At 54.2% G+C, this 18,960-nt stretch carries 18 protein-coding genes; 14 read left to right on the forward strand and 4 right to left on the reverse strand.

Annotated features, from left to right (window positions below; translation table 11 throughout):
- Window positions 1–28: 28 nt before the first annotated feature.
- Window positions 29–343, reverse strand: coding sequence for a hypothetical protein (locus tag HPY52_09665; protein ID NPV80524.1), 315 nt, complete (start codon window positions 341–343; stop codon window positions 29–31).
- On the opposite strand from HPY52_09665, the gene HPY52_09670 reads away from it, so the two are divergent.
- Together HPY52_09670 and HPY52_09675 are read left to right on the forward strand one after the other, a co-directional pair.
- Window positions 300–554 (forward strand): helix-turn-helix transcriptional regulator, encoded by a 255-nt coding sequence (locus HPY52_09670; protein NPV80525.1) that lies wholly within the window; start codon window positions 300–302, stop codon window positions 552–554. The genes HPY52_09665 and HPY52_09670 overlap by 44 nt on opposite strands.
- A gap of 123 nt (window positions 555–677) precedes the next feature.
- On the forward strand, window positions 678–1,115 hold the full coding sequence (locus HPY52_09675; protein ID NPV80526.1) for a hypothetical protein: 438 nt from the start codon (window positions 678–680) through the stop codon (window positions 1,113–1,115).
- Window positions 1,116–1,149: 34 nt separating this feature from the next.
- Here the strand turns inward: HPY52_09675 and HPY52_09680 are convergent, their stop codons facing one another.
- Complete coding sequence (locus tag HPY52_09680; protein ID NPV80527.1) at window positions 1,150–2,874, reverse strand: PDZ domain-containing protein; 1,725 nt, start codon at window positions 2,872–2,874, stop codon at window positions 1,150–1,152.
- A gap of 633 nt (window positions 2,875–3,507) precedes the next feature.
- Here HPY52_09680 and HPY52_09685 point away from each other — a divergent pair.
- The 7 genes from HPY52_09685 (at window position 3,508) to HPY52_09715 (ending at window position 8,533) form a co-directional block, all read left to right on the forward strand.
- Window positions 3,508–4,374 (forward strand): ABC transporter ATP-binding protein, encoded by an 867-nt coding sequence (locus tag HPY52_09685; protein NPV80528.1) that lies wholly within the window; start codon window positions 3,508–3,510, stop codon window positions 4,372–4,374.
- Complete coding sequence (locus tag HPY52_09690) at window positions 4,371–6,080, forward strand: hypothetical protein (GenBank protein NPV80529.1); 1,710 nt, start codon at window positions 4,371–4,373, stop codon at window positions 6,078–6,080. Before HPY52_09685 ends, HPY52_09690 begins: the two co-directional genes overlap by 4 nt.
- 154 nt (window positions 6,081–6,234) lie before the next feature.
- Window positions 6,235–6,981, forward strand: coding sequence for a glucose 1-dehydrogenase (locus HPY52_09695; GenBank protein ID NPV80530.1), 747 nt, complete (start codon window positions 6,235–6,237; stop codon window positions 6,979–6,981).
- Window positions 6,982–7,091: 110 nt separating this feature from the next.
- Window positions 7,092–7,316 (forward strand): hypothetical protein, encoded by a 225-nt coding sequence (locus HPY52_09700; protein NPV80531.1) that lies wholly within the window; start codon window positions 7,092–7,094, stop codon window positions 7,314–7,316.
- A 91-nt stretch (window positions 7,317–7,407) separates the two neighbouring features.
- Entirely contained in the window at window positions 7,408–7,587 is a 180-nt protein-coding gene (locus HPY52_09705) for a hypothetical protein (protein NPV80532.1), read from the forward strand.
- A 108-nt stretch (window positions 7,588–7,695) separates the two neighbouring features.
- Window positions 7,696–8,124 (forward strand): nucleotidyltransferase domain-containing protein, encoded by a 429-nt coding sequence (locus HPY52_09710; GenBank protein ID NPV80533.1) that lies wholly within the window; start codon window positions 7,696–7,698, stop codon window positions 8,122–8,124.
- Window positions 8,093–8,533, forward strand: a complete 441-nt coding sequence (locus tag HPY52_09715) for a DUF86 domain-containing protein (protein ID NPV80534.1) — start codon at window positions 8,093–8,095, stop codon at window positions 8,531–8,533. The genes HPY52_09710 and HPY52_09715 overlap by 32 nt, the downstream gene beginning before the upstream one ends.
- Before the next feature lie 167 nt (window positions 8,534–8,700).
- On the opposite strand, the gene HPY52_09720 is transcribed toward HPY52_09715, so the two are convergent.
- Window positions 8,701–9,345, reverse strand: coding sequence for a CPBP family intramembrane metalloprotease (locus HPY52_09720; protein NPV80535.1), 645 nt, complete (start codon window positions 9,343–9,345; stop codon window positions 8,701–8,703).
- 356 nt (window positions 9,346–9,701) lie between these two features.
- Between HPY52_09720 and HPY52_09725 the strand changes: the two genes are divergently transcribed.
- The 3 genes from HPY52_09725 (at window position 9,702) to HPY52_09735 (ending at window position 13,131) form a co-directional block, all read left to right on the forward strand.
- Window positions 9,702–10,379, forward strand: coding sequence for a class I SAM-dependent methyltransferase (locus HPY52_09725; protein ID NPV80536.1), 678 nt, complete (start codon window positions 9,702–9,704; stop codon window positions 10,377–10,379).
- A 301-nt stretch (window positions 10,380–10,680) separates the two neighbouring features.
- Window positions 10,681–12,462, forward strand: a complete 1,782-nt coding sequence (locus HPY52_09730; GenBank protein NPV80537.1) for a hypothetical protein — start codon at window positions 10,681–10,683, stop codon at window positions 12,460–12,462.
- A 264-nt stretch (window positions 12,463–12,726) separates the two neighbouring features.
- A complete protein-coding gene (locus tag HPY52_09735) occupies window positions 12,727–13,131 on the forward strand; it encodes a hypothetical protein (protein ID NPV80538.1) in 405 nt (134 codons plus the stop codon).
- Between the two features lie 43 nt (window positions 13,132–13,174).
- Here HPY52_09735 and HPY52_09740 read toward each other — a convergent pair whose 3' ends face one another.
- Entirely contained in the window at window positions 13,175–13,432 is a 258-nt protein-coding gene (locus tag HPY52_09740) for a hypothetical protein (GenBank protein ID NPV80539.1), read from the reverse strand.
- Window positions 13,433–13,635: 203 nt separating this feature from the next.
- Between HPY52_09740 and HPY52_09745 the strand changes: the two genes are divergently transcribed.
- Complete coding sequence (locus tag HPY52_09745; GenBank protein ID NPV80540.1) at window positions 13,636–17,211, forward strand: DUF3883 domain-containing protein; 3,576 nt, start codon at window positions 13,636–13,638, stop codon at window positions 17,209–17,211.
- Complete coding sequence (locus tag HPY52_09750; GenBank protein NPV80541.1) at window positions 17,208–18,878, forward strand: transcriptional regulator; 1,671 nt, start codon at window positions 17,208–17,210, stop codon at window positions 18,876–18,878. The genes HPY52_09745 and HPY52_09750 overlap by 4 nt, the downstream gene beginning before the upstream one ends.
- The last annotated feature ends 82 nt before the right edge of the window (window positions 18,879–18,960 follow it).

An 18,960-nucleotide genomic window follows, 5' to 3' on the forward strand; every position in this document is an offset into this window, starting at 1 on the left:
ATTCGATCGCCTGATTGCTATCGCCGTTCTAGCTTGGAATGCCGCCTTGCTCGATGAAACGGACAGCCGCGATTTGATAGATCAAGCCGTGGAAGCAGGCATATAACACGATGATAAGCAGGTCCGGGCAGAGGCGCAGCAGATCATCACGAGCTGATTGAACGCAAGAAACGGCATTTCCCCGAATGCAACCGGTTTGTTCTCGACTACCATGTATCAGAAACTCAAGACCGCCTTCACTTATCCGTCGTATCAATTCTATAGGAAGGAGGATCAGGCAGGCGAGGGTTGCGTGCGGCTTGTCCATGCGTGAGCTTGCTGGTAAGATCGGCGTGTCGCCCACAGCGATTGCTAAGTATGAACACAATGAAATCTTGCCGCGTCCGTCCGTGCTGCTCGTCTTGCCCGTGCACTCGGAGTGGATACCGGTTATTTCTTCCGCAGGATGCAGGTGGAGCTGTGTGCTCCTGCATACCGTAGACATGCTCGCTTCCCCATCAAGATTCAGCATTCCATCGAAGCCATCGTGGCGAACGTGCTGGAGAACTACTTGACGGTTGAATCTCTATTCCCCGAGGGAAAGCGTGTCCAGTTTGATGTGCGGCTCGATCCTGTGGTCTCGGTTGACGAGGCCGAGAAGGCGGCGGAGTCCTACGCATCTTGACCTAGATGAATTAATGATCTTGAAACAGGAATACGGGGTAAGTATGCAAGCATGGGCGAGACGCGCTTACGATCTGGGCGTCATCTCTCAATACGTTTACAGGAAGACCTGCCAGGAGTTTAGCAGGATGGGATGGCGTAAAGAAGAGCCCGGAGATCAATTACCAGAGGAATCGCCTCTCAGGATTCTCCTCCTGGTTCGTCAGGCGCTAGCCGAGAACCTTGTCTCCAAGGCGACGGCGAATGAGTTGCTTGGGAAAGAGCCCCGCAAGAGAGTTAGAGCCTCCGAGAAGAGGCTTCGCGCCGCGGCCGACAGCCTAGCTACGAAATATGAGTCCGATAGGGACCTTGTGCACTTCAGTGTGGCTGACGATCCCGAGTTCGACAGTGACAAGGCACAAAGAGGATGGAGATCGATCCGAGGGCGAGATACCGCCCGGCCTATTCATTAGTCAGAATCCTAACTTAAGAATAGATGCTGGAATTTTACATCTCCCGCTGCCGCCGGAGCCATTCCAATACAGGGTCGCGGCCTTCGCGGATGTCCCGCATGGTGGCGGAGATAGGGACGTCCGGGTAGAGCGCGTCCGCTGGGTCGCGGGCCGGGTCGGGCCGGACGAAGCGGGTGGTGGAGACGTTGAAAGCCCAGCCGGTGTTGGGTGTCCTGAAATTCAGGATGTCACCATATTCGCTGGGCGTCCCGCCGGTGGGAGTACCGACTACCTGGGCCAGATGGTTGTCGGAGAGGAGCGCAGCGAAGTCCACGGCAGAGCTGAATGAATGCCACGAGGTCAGGACGTATACCTGGCCCCGGAACAGCTGGTTCGCGCGCGCCCGCGGCTGGATGGGATAAGGGAACCACCGCCCGTTGAAAAAGGTCTGGCTTAAGAATGTGAGTACGCTCAACCAGAAGCTGCGCTGTTGGGCCAATTGCGGCGAAAAGCGTGTCCACCGGGATACGGCGCGCAGGTTGCTATAGGGCAGGTATTTTAGAAAGGCGCTTACCACCATGGAATTGCCGCCGCCGTTGCGTCGGAGATCGATAGCGACACTCTGGATGTCGTCCTTTTGGACGGCAGCGAAAAACTCATCTACGGCTTGGCGGTAGGCCTTCGTATTATCGCACCTATCCAGCCAAAAAAGACCATATTCTGCTGAGCGGTCCACAGTCCAGCCGAACCAGGGACGTGGTTCGGCCGCCGGGACCCCGCCGGATGCCACGCCGATCACGTATACCGTCTCGGGAGCGCCGGGATCACGCCGGGGGATGGGATGGACGGTGAACGTAAGCCGCTGCCCCCGCCGGAGCACTTCGAGGTGGATAGCGCGGCCCTGGCTCCCGCATTCCTGGATGGCGCGGCCAAGGTCGTCAGTGGAAAGAACCGGCGCACCTTCTACCTTCAAGATCCGGTCGCCCGGCCGAAGACCAGCTTCTGCTGCAGGGGAAGATGTGCGCCCCGTGGCGGCATCGGTGTCTTCCACGGTCTGGGTGATAGTCAGTCCATCCCATATTGGGATCCGGGCGCTAATGTTAGTGCCGGTGCTGGCGCTGGCAGTTGTGCCGTCGGTAGCGGTGACCCCAGCGCTGGCGGCGGCGTCGGACGGAGCTCGCCGGGATACCACAGGGTGGGGACGGCGGACAACCATGTGAACGGTCTCCCCTCCGGCGCCCTGCTCTCGCTCCCGCTCCCGCTTCTGCCCCTGCTCTTGCTCTTGCTCTTGCTCCTGCACCAAGCCCAGGCCTTGCAGGACTATGCCGTTCCCTAAGTATTGGCCGCCTACGGCTTTGACCCAATACAGATTCCCATGGGGGATCCAGGCACTGAGCTCTGTCAACAACTGCTCAGGCGTGCGACCGCCCAGGCTGACCAGCTCATCCCCTGGACGCACAGGAAGGGTGGGGTCGAGGACCTGGGTGACCACGATCCCGTCTTCGGCCCAGGTCAGGCCCACCGGAAGCAACCCTGCGTCAGGGGGCCAGAGAATGGTGTGTGCATCCTGCAGGGAAGAGACTAGGGCATTAGCCAGGGCGAAAAACCTCCATGCTGATAAGGGCTGCTGTAGCTGCGCTTTCATAGCACCGGCGCGTGCCGCGAATTCATCACGTGCAAAGCGGCTGGTCAGGGCGGGGTGGACTTGCTGTATGACCGAGGTAATATAACTCAGGTCCTCCAGCATCTCTTGAGGCTGCAGCAACTCCTTGCCTGGCAACGATGTCTCCCCAGGAGTAGCCGCAGTTGCAGGGGACGTTGCCGTCCGCAGGCCCGCCGGCAGGCCTGCCACCACCAACAGTAACGTCAGTGGGAGAGCCAGGATCCAAACTTTAAGCCGTAACCAGCTTGGGTTCAACCATGTTCAACCTCCGTAACTATCCAGGACTTCTCGAAAAATCTGGTGCCTGACGATTTCGGCCTTGAATTCGGTGGCAGTAATGGGCTGAGCATTGAGACTACCCCTATAAGTATTGTGCACTTCCATTGTACTCAAATCGCATGGAAACGGCAACGAGGATCGCACATAGGCCTCCTCCTTCTTCAGCGCACCAGCCACCCCTCCGCCGGCTCAGAGGGCTCAGACAACTCATACGCATCAGCACCTATCCACTGGGCTGTCCGGTAGCGATTCTACAATTTTACACCAACGTAATATACAGACTGGCAGCGCAGTGATAAAATTTGAATAGAAGGGCCGCCTAACGTGCTAGTAGTTGGGTTGGCTGTATAGTTGGCGGTGCAGTATAGTTGCCAGTATGGAAGGGCCAAAATAGCGAAGGAGGGGGGAAGCGGCGTCTTCCCCACATGCCTGAATGCCTGAAAGCATGGGCTTCCGACGCCGCGTAATTCGTTGAGTGGATCTTTCCTATTGAATTTGGAGGGAGTTACCAAGACCTATCGTGGGAGCGCGCGACCCGCGGTTGACAGCCTCGACCTTGGGGTTAGATCAGGCGAGATATTTGGATTCCTTGGCCCGAATGGCGCCGGGAAAACCACCACCATAAAAATAGTTGTGGGGCTTCTGAGGCCTGATAAGGGGCGAGTCATTCTGGACGGTTTTGACGCAGCAAGAGATCCAATTCGCGTCAAACGCCAGATTGGATATGTCCCTGATAATCCGGACCTATATGACAGGCTCACCGGAATTGAGTACCTCAATTTCATCGCGGATGTGTTTGGTGTTTCACAAGATGAAAGAAGGCGACGAATTCAGGATCTTGCAGATATGTTTGAGTTGAGCGGGGCAATCACTGATATAATCCAGAGTTACTCGCATGGGATGAAGCAAAAGCTGGCGCTCATGGGCGCCCTGTTGCACGACCCTCGCCTATTCATCCTGGACGAGCCCATGGTCGGCCTCGACCCCAGATCCTCCCACCTCTTCAAGGAGCTCATGCGAAAACACTGCGACCGCGGAAATGCAGTATTCTTTTCCACCCACATACTCGAGGTTGCAGAAAGGCTATGTGACAGGGTGGGCATCATCAACCGGGGGCGCCTCATCGCCTCCGGCACAATGGAAGAGCTTCGCGCCATGCACAAGACAGATGAATCCCTCGAGGATATCTTCCTCGAGTTGACAGAAACCAGATCGCTCGAGACCGCATCGCTCGATACCACTATGGAAACCGGGTCTCCAAATCTAAAGGCCGGGATAAAAACCGGAAAGGCCGGGACCAGGCTGCCCGGGGCAGGGAAGGGGGATCGAGGCCGGTGAAAACACGCCTTTTATCCTTGATCCTCACCCAGCTAAATATGAATTTCGGTATATCGCATTCGCGCTACTACTATCTAAAAAAGCGCGAACGCCTCTGGGAGCCAATCCTTATTGCGTTTTCTATCGGTATCCTCGCCGTCTTGCTGGCTATCGGGGTCTTCAAGCTTGCATCTATGTATTATGATGCCACCGCCGCCCTGGGGCAGGAGGATTTGACCCTGATCCTTGGCATACTGCTATCCCAGGTCATAGTGATGATCCTGGGTTTTGTCCTGGTTATAGCGGTCTTTTACTTCTCAAACGACCTGCTCATCTTGATTCCATTGCCCTTCCGGCCAGCGGAGGTGCTTCTGGGGAAGTTTTCAGTAATCCTCGCAAATGAATATGTCGGGCTCGCAGTGTTTCTCATCCCCCTGATCATTGCCTACGCCATTAAGGCTGGTGTGAACCCACTGGTGTATGGACTGACAGCAATAGCGATATTCCTCTCGCTTCCCGTAATTCCATTGGTCATCGCCGCCATCCCGGCGGTGCTCCTGATGCGAGTGACGAATCTCTCCCGGAGAAAAGACGCTCTTATCATGATTGGTGGATTTCTGTTCATCACCCTTGTACTAGGGTTTCAGATCCTTGTGCAGACGACGATTCCGGCACCTGGTGAGGAGAGCGAGTTCGTAAGAAAGATGCTTTCGGCGGCCAATAGCCTCGTGGACATCGCGGGGAGACAGTTCCCTCCCAGCATATGGGCGACAAAGGCCCTCGCAGAGGCGGGGACAGCGCCAGGTCTATCCAATCTCGTCCTTTTTCTTGGGGCATCAGTCTTGGGAGTCGCAGCGCTTCTCGCGATAGGAAACAAGGTCTTTTACGAAGGGGTTATCAGCGGTTTTGAGGCGGGGGCGCGAACGAGACGGAAATCCCTCGTGCTCGTAAATGAGCTTCCCGTTTCAAGATACCTTGAACACTCCCCATATGTGGCCATTGCGCTCACTGAAATGCGGCTGTTCGTCAGGACACCTGCTTTCGTGCTCAACGGTTTTGCCGGTTTTGTGATATTCCCGGTGATGATGATCATGATGTCTACTGTGGGCAAATCCGGACTCCAGCAGTTCTGGGAAATGCTATATTCCGTCCCTGATATAAGGGCAGTGGGCGCGCTAGTCGTCGGCGCGTATTTTTTTGTCATGGCGGCCATGTCTTCCATCCCGGTTACGCCTTTTTCACGAGAGGGGATGAGGAATATATGGATTCCGATGAGCTTGCCCCTGAGCGGCAGGATGGTTGCTCTAGGTAAGGCACTCGGAGCTGAATGGATGATTATCCTTGGTGCTTTGCCCGGGCTTGCCGCTATCGAGTATATCCTCAGGCTCCCTTTGTGGTCCTTATTGGCAGGGACGATCATCGGGATATTGGCATCCTCCAGCTTTTGCCTGTGGGGCGTGGTCATTGACATGGCGCGCCCGATGTTAAACTGGAACGATCCTCAGAAGGCCATCAAGTCGAATCTCAATACAGTCTTGGGGATGCTGGTGGGCTTTGTTATTGTTGTAATATTAGGGTTCGCTGTGATGCTGGCCCTTGATGCAGGGCTCCCAGGCTGGGCAGTAGTGGCGGCAATGATTCTGCTTATTATAGTCGCGTCAGCTTTGACACTCAGGATCGCAGGCACGATTGCCGACCACGTCTGGGGGGCGGGCATCACCTCCTGAGCACTGAGCACCTTGACGGTCCCCTCCGGGGCACCCAACATCTGTCACCGTAGTCCGGGTAACGCCCTGGCGGGCAAAGAGCAAGTCCATGTTGGCAATTGACTGACGCCAGTGATCTTATGGTGGACCCCAAGCTAAAGGAGATGATGTACCAATGAGTTTCGCCGATAAGGTCGTTATAGTTACGGGAGCCGGTAGAGGAATCGGGAAATGCATTGCCATGACATATGCATCCCACGGCGCGAAGGTGGTCATAGCAGAAAAAGATTCAGCCTTTGGTGAAGAGACTCTCAAATCGATAAGAGAATCCGGTGGAGAGGCCATTTTCTGTCCGACGGACGTGACAAAGCCCGGAGATATTCAGAGGTTGATGAAAGAAGTCGATGAGGCTTATTGTGGAATCGATATTTTGATTAACAATGCTGGCATTTCTATACCGAAATCTCCCTATGAGTTAACCGTCGAGGACTGGAATCTTGTGTTGAATACCAATCTACGCAGCATCTTTCTCTGCTCTCGCGAGGCGGCGAAGGTCATGCGAAGACGGGGCAGGGGATCGATCGTAAATATCGCCTCCACCCGGGCTTTCATGTCTGAGCCGAATACAGAGGCTTATGCAGCTTCAAAGGGCGGGATCATCGCATTGACCCATGCTTTGGCTGTTTCGCTTGGGCCGGATCATATTCAGGTGAATGCCATCAGCCCGGGCTGGATCGAAACAGGAGATTACAGCCAGTTGCGCGAGATTGATCACCTTCAGCATCCAGCCGGGCGGGTTGGAAAACCCGACGATATAGCCAGGGCCTGCCTCTATCTCACCAAAGAAGAAAATGATTTCATCACCGGAGCCAATATCGTGATCGATGGGGGAATGACACGCAAGATGATCTATGTTCCTTGACACTGTGATATCAGTCCGCCAGGGCAACCTCCCAGAGATGTGCGGTTGCGCAGTACCCTACCCCATTATGCGACCCTATTATGCGACGAAGCAAATTAGCGGGCGGACCAATGGAGGCCGGCTTCGCGTGCAAGGCGCATCGCCTCCTGGTATTCGCGCCGGGTTATCGGGCGGTCGAGGGGCGGATGTTCCCTGGCGCGGTATTCAGGCCGGTACTGGACCATGATGTTGATATAGGTGTCGCGCGAGATCTCGTCTGCAATGAACCTGACGATCTCGGCCATTCCTGCTTTGCAAAAACCAGGATAGCTGGCAAACTGCCTGTAGCCTTTTAGCCCGAGTACCTGAACGATATCTGAAAGGCGGCGAGAAAAGCTCGCAGATCTGGGGCGCAGAGGAGGATTTGGAGAGAGTGGGGGTTTTCTCATGCGAAGGAAATTGAAGCAAATGCCCATAGGGATAGACAGCTTCAAGAATGTATATACGTTCTCAAGTAAGACGGCGGAGGAAGCGGCAAGGGAAGCATTGCAGCAGATAGAGAGCCGCAGGTATGACGGAGGGATAAAGAATATAGGCGTGAAGGAACGGAGTCATTGCGGCCATTGATTTTTGCAGATATGTTGATATGTTGCAGCGCCTTGTCGTCAGCAGCCCTGCATGTTATAATGCACATGATTGATATGCCTACCATTGTCAGAAGAGGCGAGTGCATTCATGCTGGAATATGATCGGCAAAAGGAGATTGTGCGTTACCTCGCGTCCGATTCCAGGGTCATACTAGCATTTCTTTTTGGTTCATTTGCAAAAGACAGAGCTAGGTCCAGTTCAGATCTGGATATTGCCGTCTATCTAGCGTCGCCTTATTTAGACCAGGATGTTGCCGACATCTGGAATCATTTGGAAGATATTTCACACCGAGATGTAGATCTTATCGTGTTAAATGACGCCCCACCCGGTATATCCTGGACCGCAATGCGGGGGAGAATTCTTGTTGACAAAAATCCGAAGCTGCGGCTAGAACTCATGCTTGCAAAATCACGCGAAGCTGAGGATTTCCGCGAGTTCCAAATGGATTTTTTGCGCGAAAGAAGCCGGCATTGGGGGAAGAAGCATGTTCAGCCTATCAGCAGAGCAGATCAATAGCATTGCGTTAAGGTTGGATTTTCTTCGAGTAGAAGCGGGGGATCTTCTCCGATTTGCCACCATGACCCAGGCGGATTATATTACAGATAGAGATCGTAGGCGCAGCTTGGAAAGATTGGTCGAAAACATTGTGAATGCCTGCACTGATATAGTCAAAATCGTATTATCTTCAGAAGATCTCCCTGTGCCGGAAACTTATCGTGATGCTATGGTGCAGGCCGGGATAGTAGGGCTTCTTGAAGAGAGCCTTGCTGAGAAGCTCGCGGAATTCACCCGCATGAGAAATATCATTGCGCATCAATATCTTGATATTCGTTGGGCAGCGCTTCGCAACTTCATCGATGACAGCCCTGCCGCTTTGCGGCAATTTATCAGTAATGTAGAGGCTCTACTAAATAAGGCCACCTGAAATATTAGAGAGAAAGTCATCACCTATACATTTAGGCTGGGAAGCTATGGTGGGGGCTGTTGATATCGGTGACACCTGGGCGACCAGACGTGGACGGGGAGAAGCCGGTAGCCCAAGAGATCACGTAAGCGACTATTTGGCGCCGCGAGATGTGTCCTACGAGCTCTCTAGCGGAAATAGATCAGAGCTCCAAGGCCAGAAAAGTCAAAGAGAATATGAGAGATGGTCGTCCAGAGAATCGAGCCAGTGCGTCTCGCTACCCAACCCCACATCAGGCCCACCAGCCCAGCTACAATCACCAAGGAAACGCTTCCCCCGGGCGCGGTATTTGGGAATACAGATTGGGGTGAAAAATGCCAGACCCCAAAGCCAATGGCCGGATAGATATAGCCAAGGAACAAATGACCTGGAAATATTTTAACATAAGTTCCTCGCCAAAGGACTTCCTCGAGGGTTCCATTGACCAGGGCGATACCGGACGACGCTAGAATGATCACTAGATCTGCTCTTGGCAATACTTTCGGGAAGGCATAGCCAAAACCCAAAATCAGAGGTATCATCAAGAGGGTCAAACCTAACCATGCCGGCCGCCCGAAACGGAAAGGCGTATCCCGGAATGACTCTCGGAAACCCTGGCGTCCTAGAATCCATAGAGAAAAGAATAGGCCCCAACAAATCCAGTAGAATAGGAAACCGCCGAAATAGCCGGCCTTGGGGCCGAAGAGCGCAACCAGCCACTGATAACAAAGATAGGTGCTTATGGAGAGCACTAGTGGCATCAAAATCAAAGCCTTCTGTTTCAAGGAAAACATTGATCGTCTCCCCTCCAAACTGGTTTCGTTCTTGGTCGCACATGGCGGAGAAGGATGTCTCAGTAGTTATGGGGTTCAGGCTGTCAGCTACATCATGCAATTGGAAATGGGTCGCAGATATGAGTATATCATGGAAGAAGCTGGTTTACAACATGCGTATTCGGCCAAACTGGGAATATCCCATGGCCTCCCATGGATGATGGTATGCCCCTGGCAATTGGCGGCGCTAAGTTCAGATACATGCAAAACAGGTAGACAGAAAAGAGTGCAGGGGCTATCCTAGGTTGGAACTCGCTTACAGACAGGAGACACAAAGAACTTAACGCCTTTCTTCAATGATTGGAGGTTTATGCGAAATGAGTAATCACGGGCCTGCAAATATCGAAAGGATGTCTGAATTCTTTGACAGAAGGGCGGAAGGCTATGACTCGCATATGAGGGAGGTACTTGCAGCCGATTTTCAACCTTTCTATAGAGCGGTGGCCACCCCCATGACTCCAACGAGCGAACGGATTTCCATCCTCGACCTTGGTTGCGGGACCGGTCTTGAGCTCGAAGATATCTTTGCCAGAATTCCAAACGCTCGCGTTACTTGCATAGATTTATCAGCAAATATGCTGGATAGATTAAAAGCTAAATATCTCGGAAGGTCACATCAGCTCACTATCATCCATGGGTCATATCTGACGACCCATTTCTCAGAAGGGAAATTCGACTATGCAGTGTCGGTCCAGGCGATGCATCACTTCGTAAAGGACATAAAACGAGGGTTGTATGAAAGGATCAAAAATGCTCTCAAGCCAGGCGGCAAATATATAGAAGGTGACTATGTGGTATCCCCCGAGGAGGAAGAGCGTTATCTCGCTGAATATGCTGCAAAGATGGCCGGGGACCCTAGTGAGGCCATTTATCATGTAGATATCCCATTTTCGGTCGATACCCAGAGGAGACTTTTGTTAGAGGTAGGTTTCGCCAGAGTGGACGTTATCTTCAATAAGGAACGAGCCGCTGTCTATTCTGCCGCCCGATCATAGTGATTTGTTTCTATCTGGATGCATAAATGATAAAGTGCAGCGTATCTCGCCCTGGCTGAAAGAGAGAAATGTGAGCTTTGGACGGCTGATGCGCCTTTTGCCAGGGTCGCATCAGTCAGCTATCCATTGGTTCGAAGCCTGGCGCAGGGTTAGGTTCGATAAAGGCCGGGCAGCGCGCAGCTTAAGATCTTTCGGTTTTTAAAGGTGAATGGTATAATAAATTTAATCCTTTTAATAATGTCTAGGATTTTGTGGCTCCCAGAGCCACGCAGTTCTATTGTCTTGCGAAAGGAGAATGTGAATGATCGCGCCCAAGATTCCACCGGTAGAGGAATTAGTCTCCGAAGAGGAATTTACCGACCGGGTGGAGATCCTGCGGGAACTGGAAGGCTGGGTTCGAAATATCAAACGCCGCATCTCCAGCAGCCAGGCGCTCATCTCTCCGCGCCGTCTGGGCAAGACCGCCGTATTGGACCGGCTGGTCAATACGGTTTTCTTTAAGGATTATGAGGTGGCGCCCTTCTACTTTAAGATGAAGCGGGAGGAGACCACGCTACATAAATTTCTGCTCGAATACTACACAACCTTTTTTCGACAATATATCGCCTATATCCTCAAGGATTCGGCGTTATATGGAAATAGATCCACAGATCTCAAAGATCTATTGGACATAAAGACAGATGACGAAAGGATTCGGTATATTCAAGAACAGCATATAAAGAAGTTTGTAAAAAGATATCACCACTATGGTTGGCAGGACGCGCGCAACCATTGGGAGGACATGATCGCCACCCCCGAATACCTTGGGTCCGCTCTGGGGATCAATGTGGCGGTGATTATCGACGAGTTCCAGGACATGAAATTCTACATATACGATGCCGAGGATGAGATGAAAGTAGACCCAAAGACCGATAGGCCAACGGACCTCACGGCCACCTATGACCGCCAGTCCCAGAGCCGGCGCGCCCCTATGCTGGTCTCAGGCTCGGCGGTGACCGTGATCTTTCGCACCGTCATGGGTGGTCCTTTGGGTGGACGGTTTGGCTTTAAGTATCTGAAGCCCCTGACAATCGAGGACGGGGCCGCGCTGCTAAAAAAGCTGCTCAAAGTCCGGGACGCTGAGACTACGGATGAACTCGCCATCTATCTGAGTTCCCAGGTGAACGGTCATCCATATTACGTTTACTGCTGCGCCGAATCAGATTGTCCCGGCAAGAGCTTTCTCACCAGAGAGGAGATTGACAGGGTCATCGAATATGAAGCCACCAGGGGCAAGATCTTCGGCTTTTGGGAGACCCATTTTGCGGAGAACCGGCAGTTCATCAACCAGGATAACGACATGGAACTCGGCAAGAAGATCATCTACTACTTTACGAAATACAACAACGCTCCTGTGAACATAGATGAAATCGCTGGCAAGCTCAAAGTGAGCAAGCACGCCGTGGAAGAAAAGATCGAGAAGCTCTACCAGGCGGACTTGGTATACCGGAGCGACTTCAAGTATTACACCTTCAACGACATTATGCTCATGCGCTACATCCAGAACCGGTATGAAAACGAGCTGAAGGACATAGAGAAGGTGGATTTAAGTGAGCAGGGGCTTTTCAACTATGTGAAAGGCAAGTTTTTGGAGATGGTGGTGCAAAATGTGATGTCCAGGTTCAACGGGGAAGAGTTGGACGGAGTCCTCTTCGGTCGCCCTGGAGAGAAGGTCACGGCTCCGCTTTTCAAGGCGCATGGCGACATCGTCGTAAAGCTGCCTGATTCGCAGGAATACCAGGTTGATGCGTATGGGGATTACGAGGCGGATGGGGCGAGGCACGTGTGGGTAGCGGAATGCAAGTACCGCAAGAAGGAACCAATGACTGCGCAGGAAGTGGAGAGGGCGCTTGCGGCGGCAAAAGCGGTTCAGGAAGCGCGCAGCAGTCATGACTTTGTGGTTTGGCTTGTTTCGACGGGCGGGTTTACCCAGGAGGCGCTTGCCATGGCGCGAGAAAAAGCATGCCTCATCTCCGGGCAGCAGGAGATCAACGAGATCGCCCGTCTGTATGGCATCGGCGTGAAGGTAGTTGAATTGGAGTGACACGCGTTATTGCCACTCCTTGATTACCCGTTTCATAAACTCGGCCGGCACCTAGGTCCTTCTATGGACGGAACAGATCGTAACCGTACTTTATACTTGTAGGCGCAGTGAAAGACGTGGATATCAAGGTCTGGGATGCCAGTTAACGCGTGAACCTGCGCGGGCCGATCCTGCTGGCGCGCGCCTTCATTCCCGGGATGGTGGCCCGCAATTGGGGCGTATTCGTTTACGTGTCCTCCGCATCGCGGACAGGAGACTTCATCCATGCAGGCGTTGACTGACGCCGGAATTAATATTCCTGAACAGGGCCAGACGGTCGGGAGCCGCTCGCTGACGCCTGAGCAATTCGAGCAGGCGGCAGCGCTTTGCCATTCGGTGCGCACGACGCTTGCCGAGCAGTCAGCGGGCTGGAAGGAACGCTCCATCTTCGAACAACAATGGCTCATTCGTGCTTTTTGCCAGAAAGCCTCCCTGCCCGTGGACGAATGGTTTCGGGCGCTCGAACGGTTGGAGGCGGCTTTGCGGCAGCAGGACTCCACCGCACTGGCAATGATCAATGCTCCATTGGACCGCCTGGCAGTTTACTACGACCATCTTTACGAGATGGCCAGGGGGTATGTGAAAGATCTAGTGCAACGTGATGAACAACTCCGTATTATCAGGGGTTGACAGGCAGAAGTCGAACAGCTTCATTCGTTATTGGGATAGGCGTTCACACCTGCGTATTTGTGTCGCTGCAATGTGCGCTCTGCAACAGGTGGAATAAATGGCGAGTAACATTGGCTACTAAGAATGGATGATTATTGCAGATATGAAATGCATAAGCTGCCGCCATTTCAAAGATGTCTCTATGGAGGAACTCCCCGTTGAAGGAGGCCTGTGGCATCGCCAGGGCTGAAAGCAATAAATCGATGTCGCGAATGCCTGGGTGCCCCCCATAGCGTTCAATCTGGTCCTTATGAACTTCGATCTATACTATAATGGTAGTGTTGTTGTTACTCGGGCACTCGTTGCTAGACATGATGCTCCATCTTTCTGATCTATGTAAGGTGCCTACCAAGGGACGTGTTACACCCTACAGAGTATTATTTTGTGAGCTAAAGGTGAACGACAGTACCCGTCCGCTTTATGGACAGGTTACCATCAAACTGGTACATAAGCGGGGAACACATCATGAGTACGCTCGAGGAACTCTTGCCCAACGCCGCGGTGCGCGGCATTCACCCTGACTGCCTGGTCACCGTCGTCGGAGCTCAATGGTTTGGTTCAGACGCGGTTGAGCTGACATACAAGGATCCGACCGGCCGAGTAGCTAACGTGCTGCTTTTCAGGCAGGATGAATCCCGTCTCCAAGTGGTGGAGCATGGGCGGCCCTGGAGCTTCGATGGGGACGGCAGCCTTTTTCGGCTCGTTTCGGAAGCATACCGTATTCGGCTGACGCACCTCTTCGACCCGGTGATGGCTGTACATACCTCGCTGGTCGAGCCATTGCCACACCAGATCACCGCGGTTTATGAGACTATGCTGCCACGGCAACCGCTCCGCTTTCTCCTGGCCGATGATCCGGGAGCGGGTAAGACCATCATGGCTGGGCTCCTGATTAAGGAGCTAATCGCCCGTGGTGACCTACAGCGTTGCCTTGTGGTGTGCCCGGGAAGTCTTGCCGAACAGTGGCAGGATGAGCTTTACCGGCGCTTCCAGCTAAACTTCGAAATCATGACCAACGATAAGCTGGAGGCCGCCCGAACCGGGAACTGGTTTCGCGAAAACAACCTGGTTATTGCCAGGCTCGATAAGCTCTCTCGTGACGAGGATGTCCAGGCGAAGCTTAAGGCCCCCGAATGCCAATGGGACCTGGTAGTAGTCGACGAGGCGCACAAATTGTCGGCGACGTTCTTTGCAGGTGAGGTCAAGTATACCAAGCGTTACAGATTGGGACAGTTACTCTCGACGCTCACTCGCCACTTCCTTCTTATGACCGCCACGCCGCATAACGGCAAGGAGGCAGATTTTCAGCTTTTCATGGCCCTTCTGGACGGAGATCGGTTTGAAGGGCGTTACCGTGATGGCGTGCACACCGTGGATGTCTCTGACCTGATGCGTCGCATGGTGAAGGAGAAGCTACTCAAGTTCGATGGAACGCGGCTATTCCCCGAGCGTATCGCCTACACCGTACCCTACAGGCTGTCAGATGCCGAGGCGAGGCTTTACAAAGAAGTAACCGGGTACGTCCGAGAGGAGTTCAATCGGGCAGATGCTTTGCAAAACGAGAAGCGGGCCGGCACGGTAGGGTTCGCGCTCACCATTCTTCAACGGCGGCTGGCCTCCTCGCCAGAGGCCATCTACCAGTCCCTTAGACGGCGACGGGAACGGCTGGAAAAACGGCTTCGCGAACTCGAATTGCTCCAGCGTGGAGCGACCGTGGTTCTTCCAATCGAAGGCCCGGTTTTGGATGCCGAGGATGTGGAGGACCTGGAGGATGCTCCGGAAACTGAAGTTGCCGTCGCCGAGGAACAGGTTCTGGACCAAGCTACGGCCGCGCGCACCATAGGCGAGCTCAGGGCCGAAATCGAGGTGCTCAACCGCCTTGAGCGCCTGGCTCAATCCGTACGCCATAATGGCGAGGACCGCAAGTGGTGCGAGCTGGCCAACTTGCTGAGCGAGATCTTTACGCCTTCCGTTCTGGTCGGCCGCGTGGCTGAAGAAGCCGCACCATATGGGTCAGGCGATATCCCCCGTCCCGCGCCGTCGCCCCAGGAGAAGCTGGTCATCTTTACCGAGCACCGGGATACGCTGTTCTACCTTCATGAGCGAATTAGCACGCTTCTCGGACGCCCGGAGGCGGTGGTGTGCATCCATGGTGGCATGGGCCGCGAAGAGCGGATGAAGGCGCAAGAGGCCTTCAGGATGGATCCAGAGGTGCGGGTGCTCGTTGCAACTGACGCGGCCGGCGAAGGCATCAACCTTCAACGCTCCCACCTCATGATTAATTATGACCTACCTTGGAATCCCAATCGTCTTGAGCAGCGCTTTGGGCGTATCCATCGCATCGGTCAGACGGAGGTCTGCCATCTGTGGAATTTGGTGGCCGAGGAAACGCGTGAAGGTGAGGTCTACCAGACCCTGCTCAAGAAGCTTGAAGAGGCTCGCAAGGCTCTGGGCGGGCAGGTGTTTAATGTTCTTGGCAAGGTGCAGTTTGAGGGCCGGCCCTTGCGCGATCTGTTGATCGAGGCGATTCGCTATGGCGAGATGCCTGAGATTCGGGAACGCATCACCCGCGTCGTGGCCAATGCGTTCGACCAGGGTCGGCTTCAAGATCTCCTAGAGGAACGCGTACTCGCTGTCGAAGCTATGGACATGAGTCGGGTGCAACGCGTCCGGGAGGAGATGGAGCGGGCTGAGGCTCGGCGCTTGCAGCCGCACTACATCGAGTCATTCTTTTTGGAAGCCTTCCGGCAACTTGGAGGCACCATTAGGCAGCGTGAACCGCACCGCTACGAGATTACCCATGTACCTGCACAAATACGTAGCCGCGACCACCTGATAGGCACTGGCGAGCCCGTGCTGCCACCATATGAACGAGTCGTCTTTGACAAGCCGTTGATCGCACCCCAAGGTCAACCGCTGGCAGCTTTTCTGTGCCCAGGTCACCCCTTGCTCGACGCCACACTGGATCTTATCCTCGAACGCCACCGCGACCTGCTGCGCCACGGAACTGTGCTGGTCGACGAGCGCGACTCAGGGGACGCTCCTCGGCTGTTGTTTTACCTGGAACACGCCGTTCAAGACGCCAGCCGTACACGTACTGGTCAGCAGCGCGTCATCTCAAAGCGCATGCTGTACGTAGAACTAGATGCGGCAGGCCGCGCTCACCACATTGACTATGCGCCCTACCTGGACTACCGCCCGCTTAAGCCGGATGAACCAGATGTCGAGACTATTCTTAAACGCCCCGAGTGTGCCTGGATCACGCACGACCTGGAACAGAAGGCGCTGGGCTACGCCATTGCCCAGGTCGTGCCGGAACATCTGCAAGAGGTTCGTTCTCGCCGCCTGGCGCTCATTGACAAGACCCGCGCGGCGGTAAAGGATCGCCTGGCTAAGGAGATCAGCTACTGGGATCACAGGGCGGAGGAGCTCAAGATACAAGAACAGGCCGGCAAGCCCAACGCCCGTTTAAATTCGCAAGAGGCGCGCCGGCGGGCCGATGAACTACAGGCACGTCTCGAGCGGCGCATGGAGCAACTCAGCCTGGAAGGGCAAATCTCGGCTCTGCCACCGGTGGTGCTTGGGGGTCTGGTGGTCATTCCTATAGGGTTACTAGCGAAAATGATGGGCATTACCCCGAGCACCCCAGTTGGCGCTACCGATACACAAGCCGCAGCCACTCGCGCCCGCGCTATTGTGATGGAGGTTGAGCGGCGGCTGGGCTTTGAGCCGGTCGACCGGGAGGCTGATAAGGTCGGCTACGATATTGAAAGCCATATACCCGGCACCGGCAAGCTCCGTTTCATCGAAGTCAAAGGGCGGGTGAGCGGCGCCACTACGGTCACCATGACCAAGAACGAGATTCTATATTCGCTCAACAAGCCCGACGACTATATTCTAGCCGTCGTCGAGTTTCTCGATGGCGATCAGTATCGCGTCCACTACATACGCGCTCCATTCCAGCGCGAGCCGGATTTCGGGGTGACGAGCGTGAACTATGATTTCGCCGAGCTGTTGGCGAGGGCGGAGGAACCAGCATGAATGGATCAAGTCATCAGAGCGAAACGGATCTTCTAGAGAAGCTTGAACAATGGATTCAGGGTCAGGAGGGTGAGCGCCTCGAATTTAAGGAGGCGCGGATACGATTCTCTTTTGAGGACCTGGGCAGATACTGTTGCGCTCTGGCGAACGAGGGTGGGGGTATGGTGATCCTAGGTGTCACCGATCAACGGCCGCGTAGGATTGTTGGTACCCAAGCGTTCATGCAGCCAGAACGGACGCGCAGCGAATTGATACAGAAATTGCGATTGCTTATTAAGGTGCAGGAGATCTTTCACCCTAATGGTCGGGTGCTCGTCTTTCAGGTGCCAAACCGTCCGCTAGGTACTCCGCTTAAGTGGGATGGGGTTTATTGGTCCCGACAGGCTGATAGCCTCGTGCCGATGTCCGAGGATAAGCTAAGGGGCATTTTCGCCGAGACTGGCCACGACTTCTCGGCTGAAGTATGTCCAGGTATAGGAATGAAAGATCTCGACGGGCAAGCCATCGAGAACTTCCGACGGCGCTGGATCGACAAGTCGAGAAACAGCGCCCTCGCCGGCATTGGGGCCGAACAGCTTCTACGCGATGCCGAGCTTCTTTTGCCGAACGGCTTCACTTACGCTGCCCTCATCCTATTCGGAACGCGCGCAGCACTCAGTCGGTTCCTCGCCCAGGCTGAGGTGATCTTTGAATATCGTCCTTCGGAAGCTGCTGGTCCAGCCGCTCAACGTGTCGAGTACCGACAAGGTTTCTTTTCTTTCTATGAGGACCTATGGACCGCGATCAATCTACGGAACGATTTACAACACTATCAGGAGGGGTTCTTCGTTCATGACGTTCCGACATTCGCTGAGCGCCCGGTGCGCGAAGCGATCCTAAACGCTATAAGCCATCGGGATTATCAACTAGGCGGAAGTGTCTTCGTCCGTCAATACCCGCGCCGGTTAGTGGTCGAGAGTCCCGGCGGACTTCCTGTGGGTATTACTGTCGAGAATATCTTAGACCGCCAGGCTCCCCGTAACCGGCGTATTGCGGAAGCGTTTGCCCGTTGTGGACTGGTCGAACGCTCCGGCCAGGGCGTGAATTTGATGTTTGAAGAGAGCATTAAGCAGGGGAAACCCAGACCCGATTTCTCCGGCACAGACGCGTATCAGGTGACGCTTACCCTCCATGGTCAGGTTCAGGATCCCCGTTTTATCGCCTTTTTGGAGCAGGTCAACCGCGAGGTTCAGGTCAGCTTCGACGTTCAAGACCTGCTTCTTCTAGACCTGATTCACCACGAGGAGCCCATTTCATTACATTTGCAGCACCGCCTTCGGCGGCTAGCCGATCTGGGGGTAATCGAAACGGTCGGGCGCGGGCGAGGAACGCGCTATCTGCTTGCTAGACGGTTCTATGTTGCGAGTGGTCAGCGAGGGCTCTACACCCGTCGGAGGGGACTGGACCGGGATCAAAATAAGGCACTTCTACTTAAGCACCTTCAGGAGGCCTTTCCAGAGGGCTGCGCGATTAGTGAACTTCAGCAAGTCGTACCGGCCTTGTCGCGCGCCCACATTAAGCGTCTTCTAGACGAGCTTCGGCGTGAAGATAAAGTGCGAGTTGAAGGGCGGAAGCGGGGGTCAAGATGGTGCGCCATGGAGTCACGGCCAAGAGGGGAACGTGGTTGAGCACTACCGCAATTGAGCCTGGAATCAGTTATGGCTCAGAAAGAGTTTAAATGAGCCATAAATGAGCCATAAATGAGCCATA

The sequence above is a fragment of the Bacillota bacterium genome, assembly GCA_013178415.1.
Taxonomy (GTDB): domain Bacteria; phylum Bacillota; class SHA-98; order Ch115; family Ch115; genus Ch115.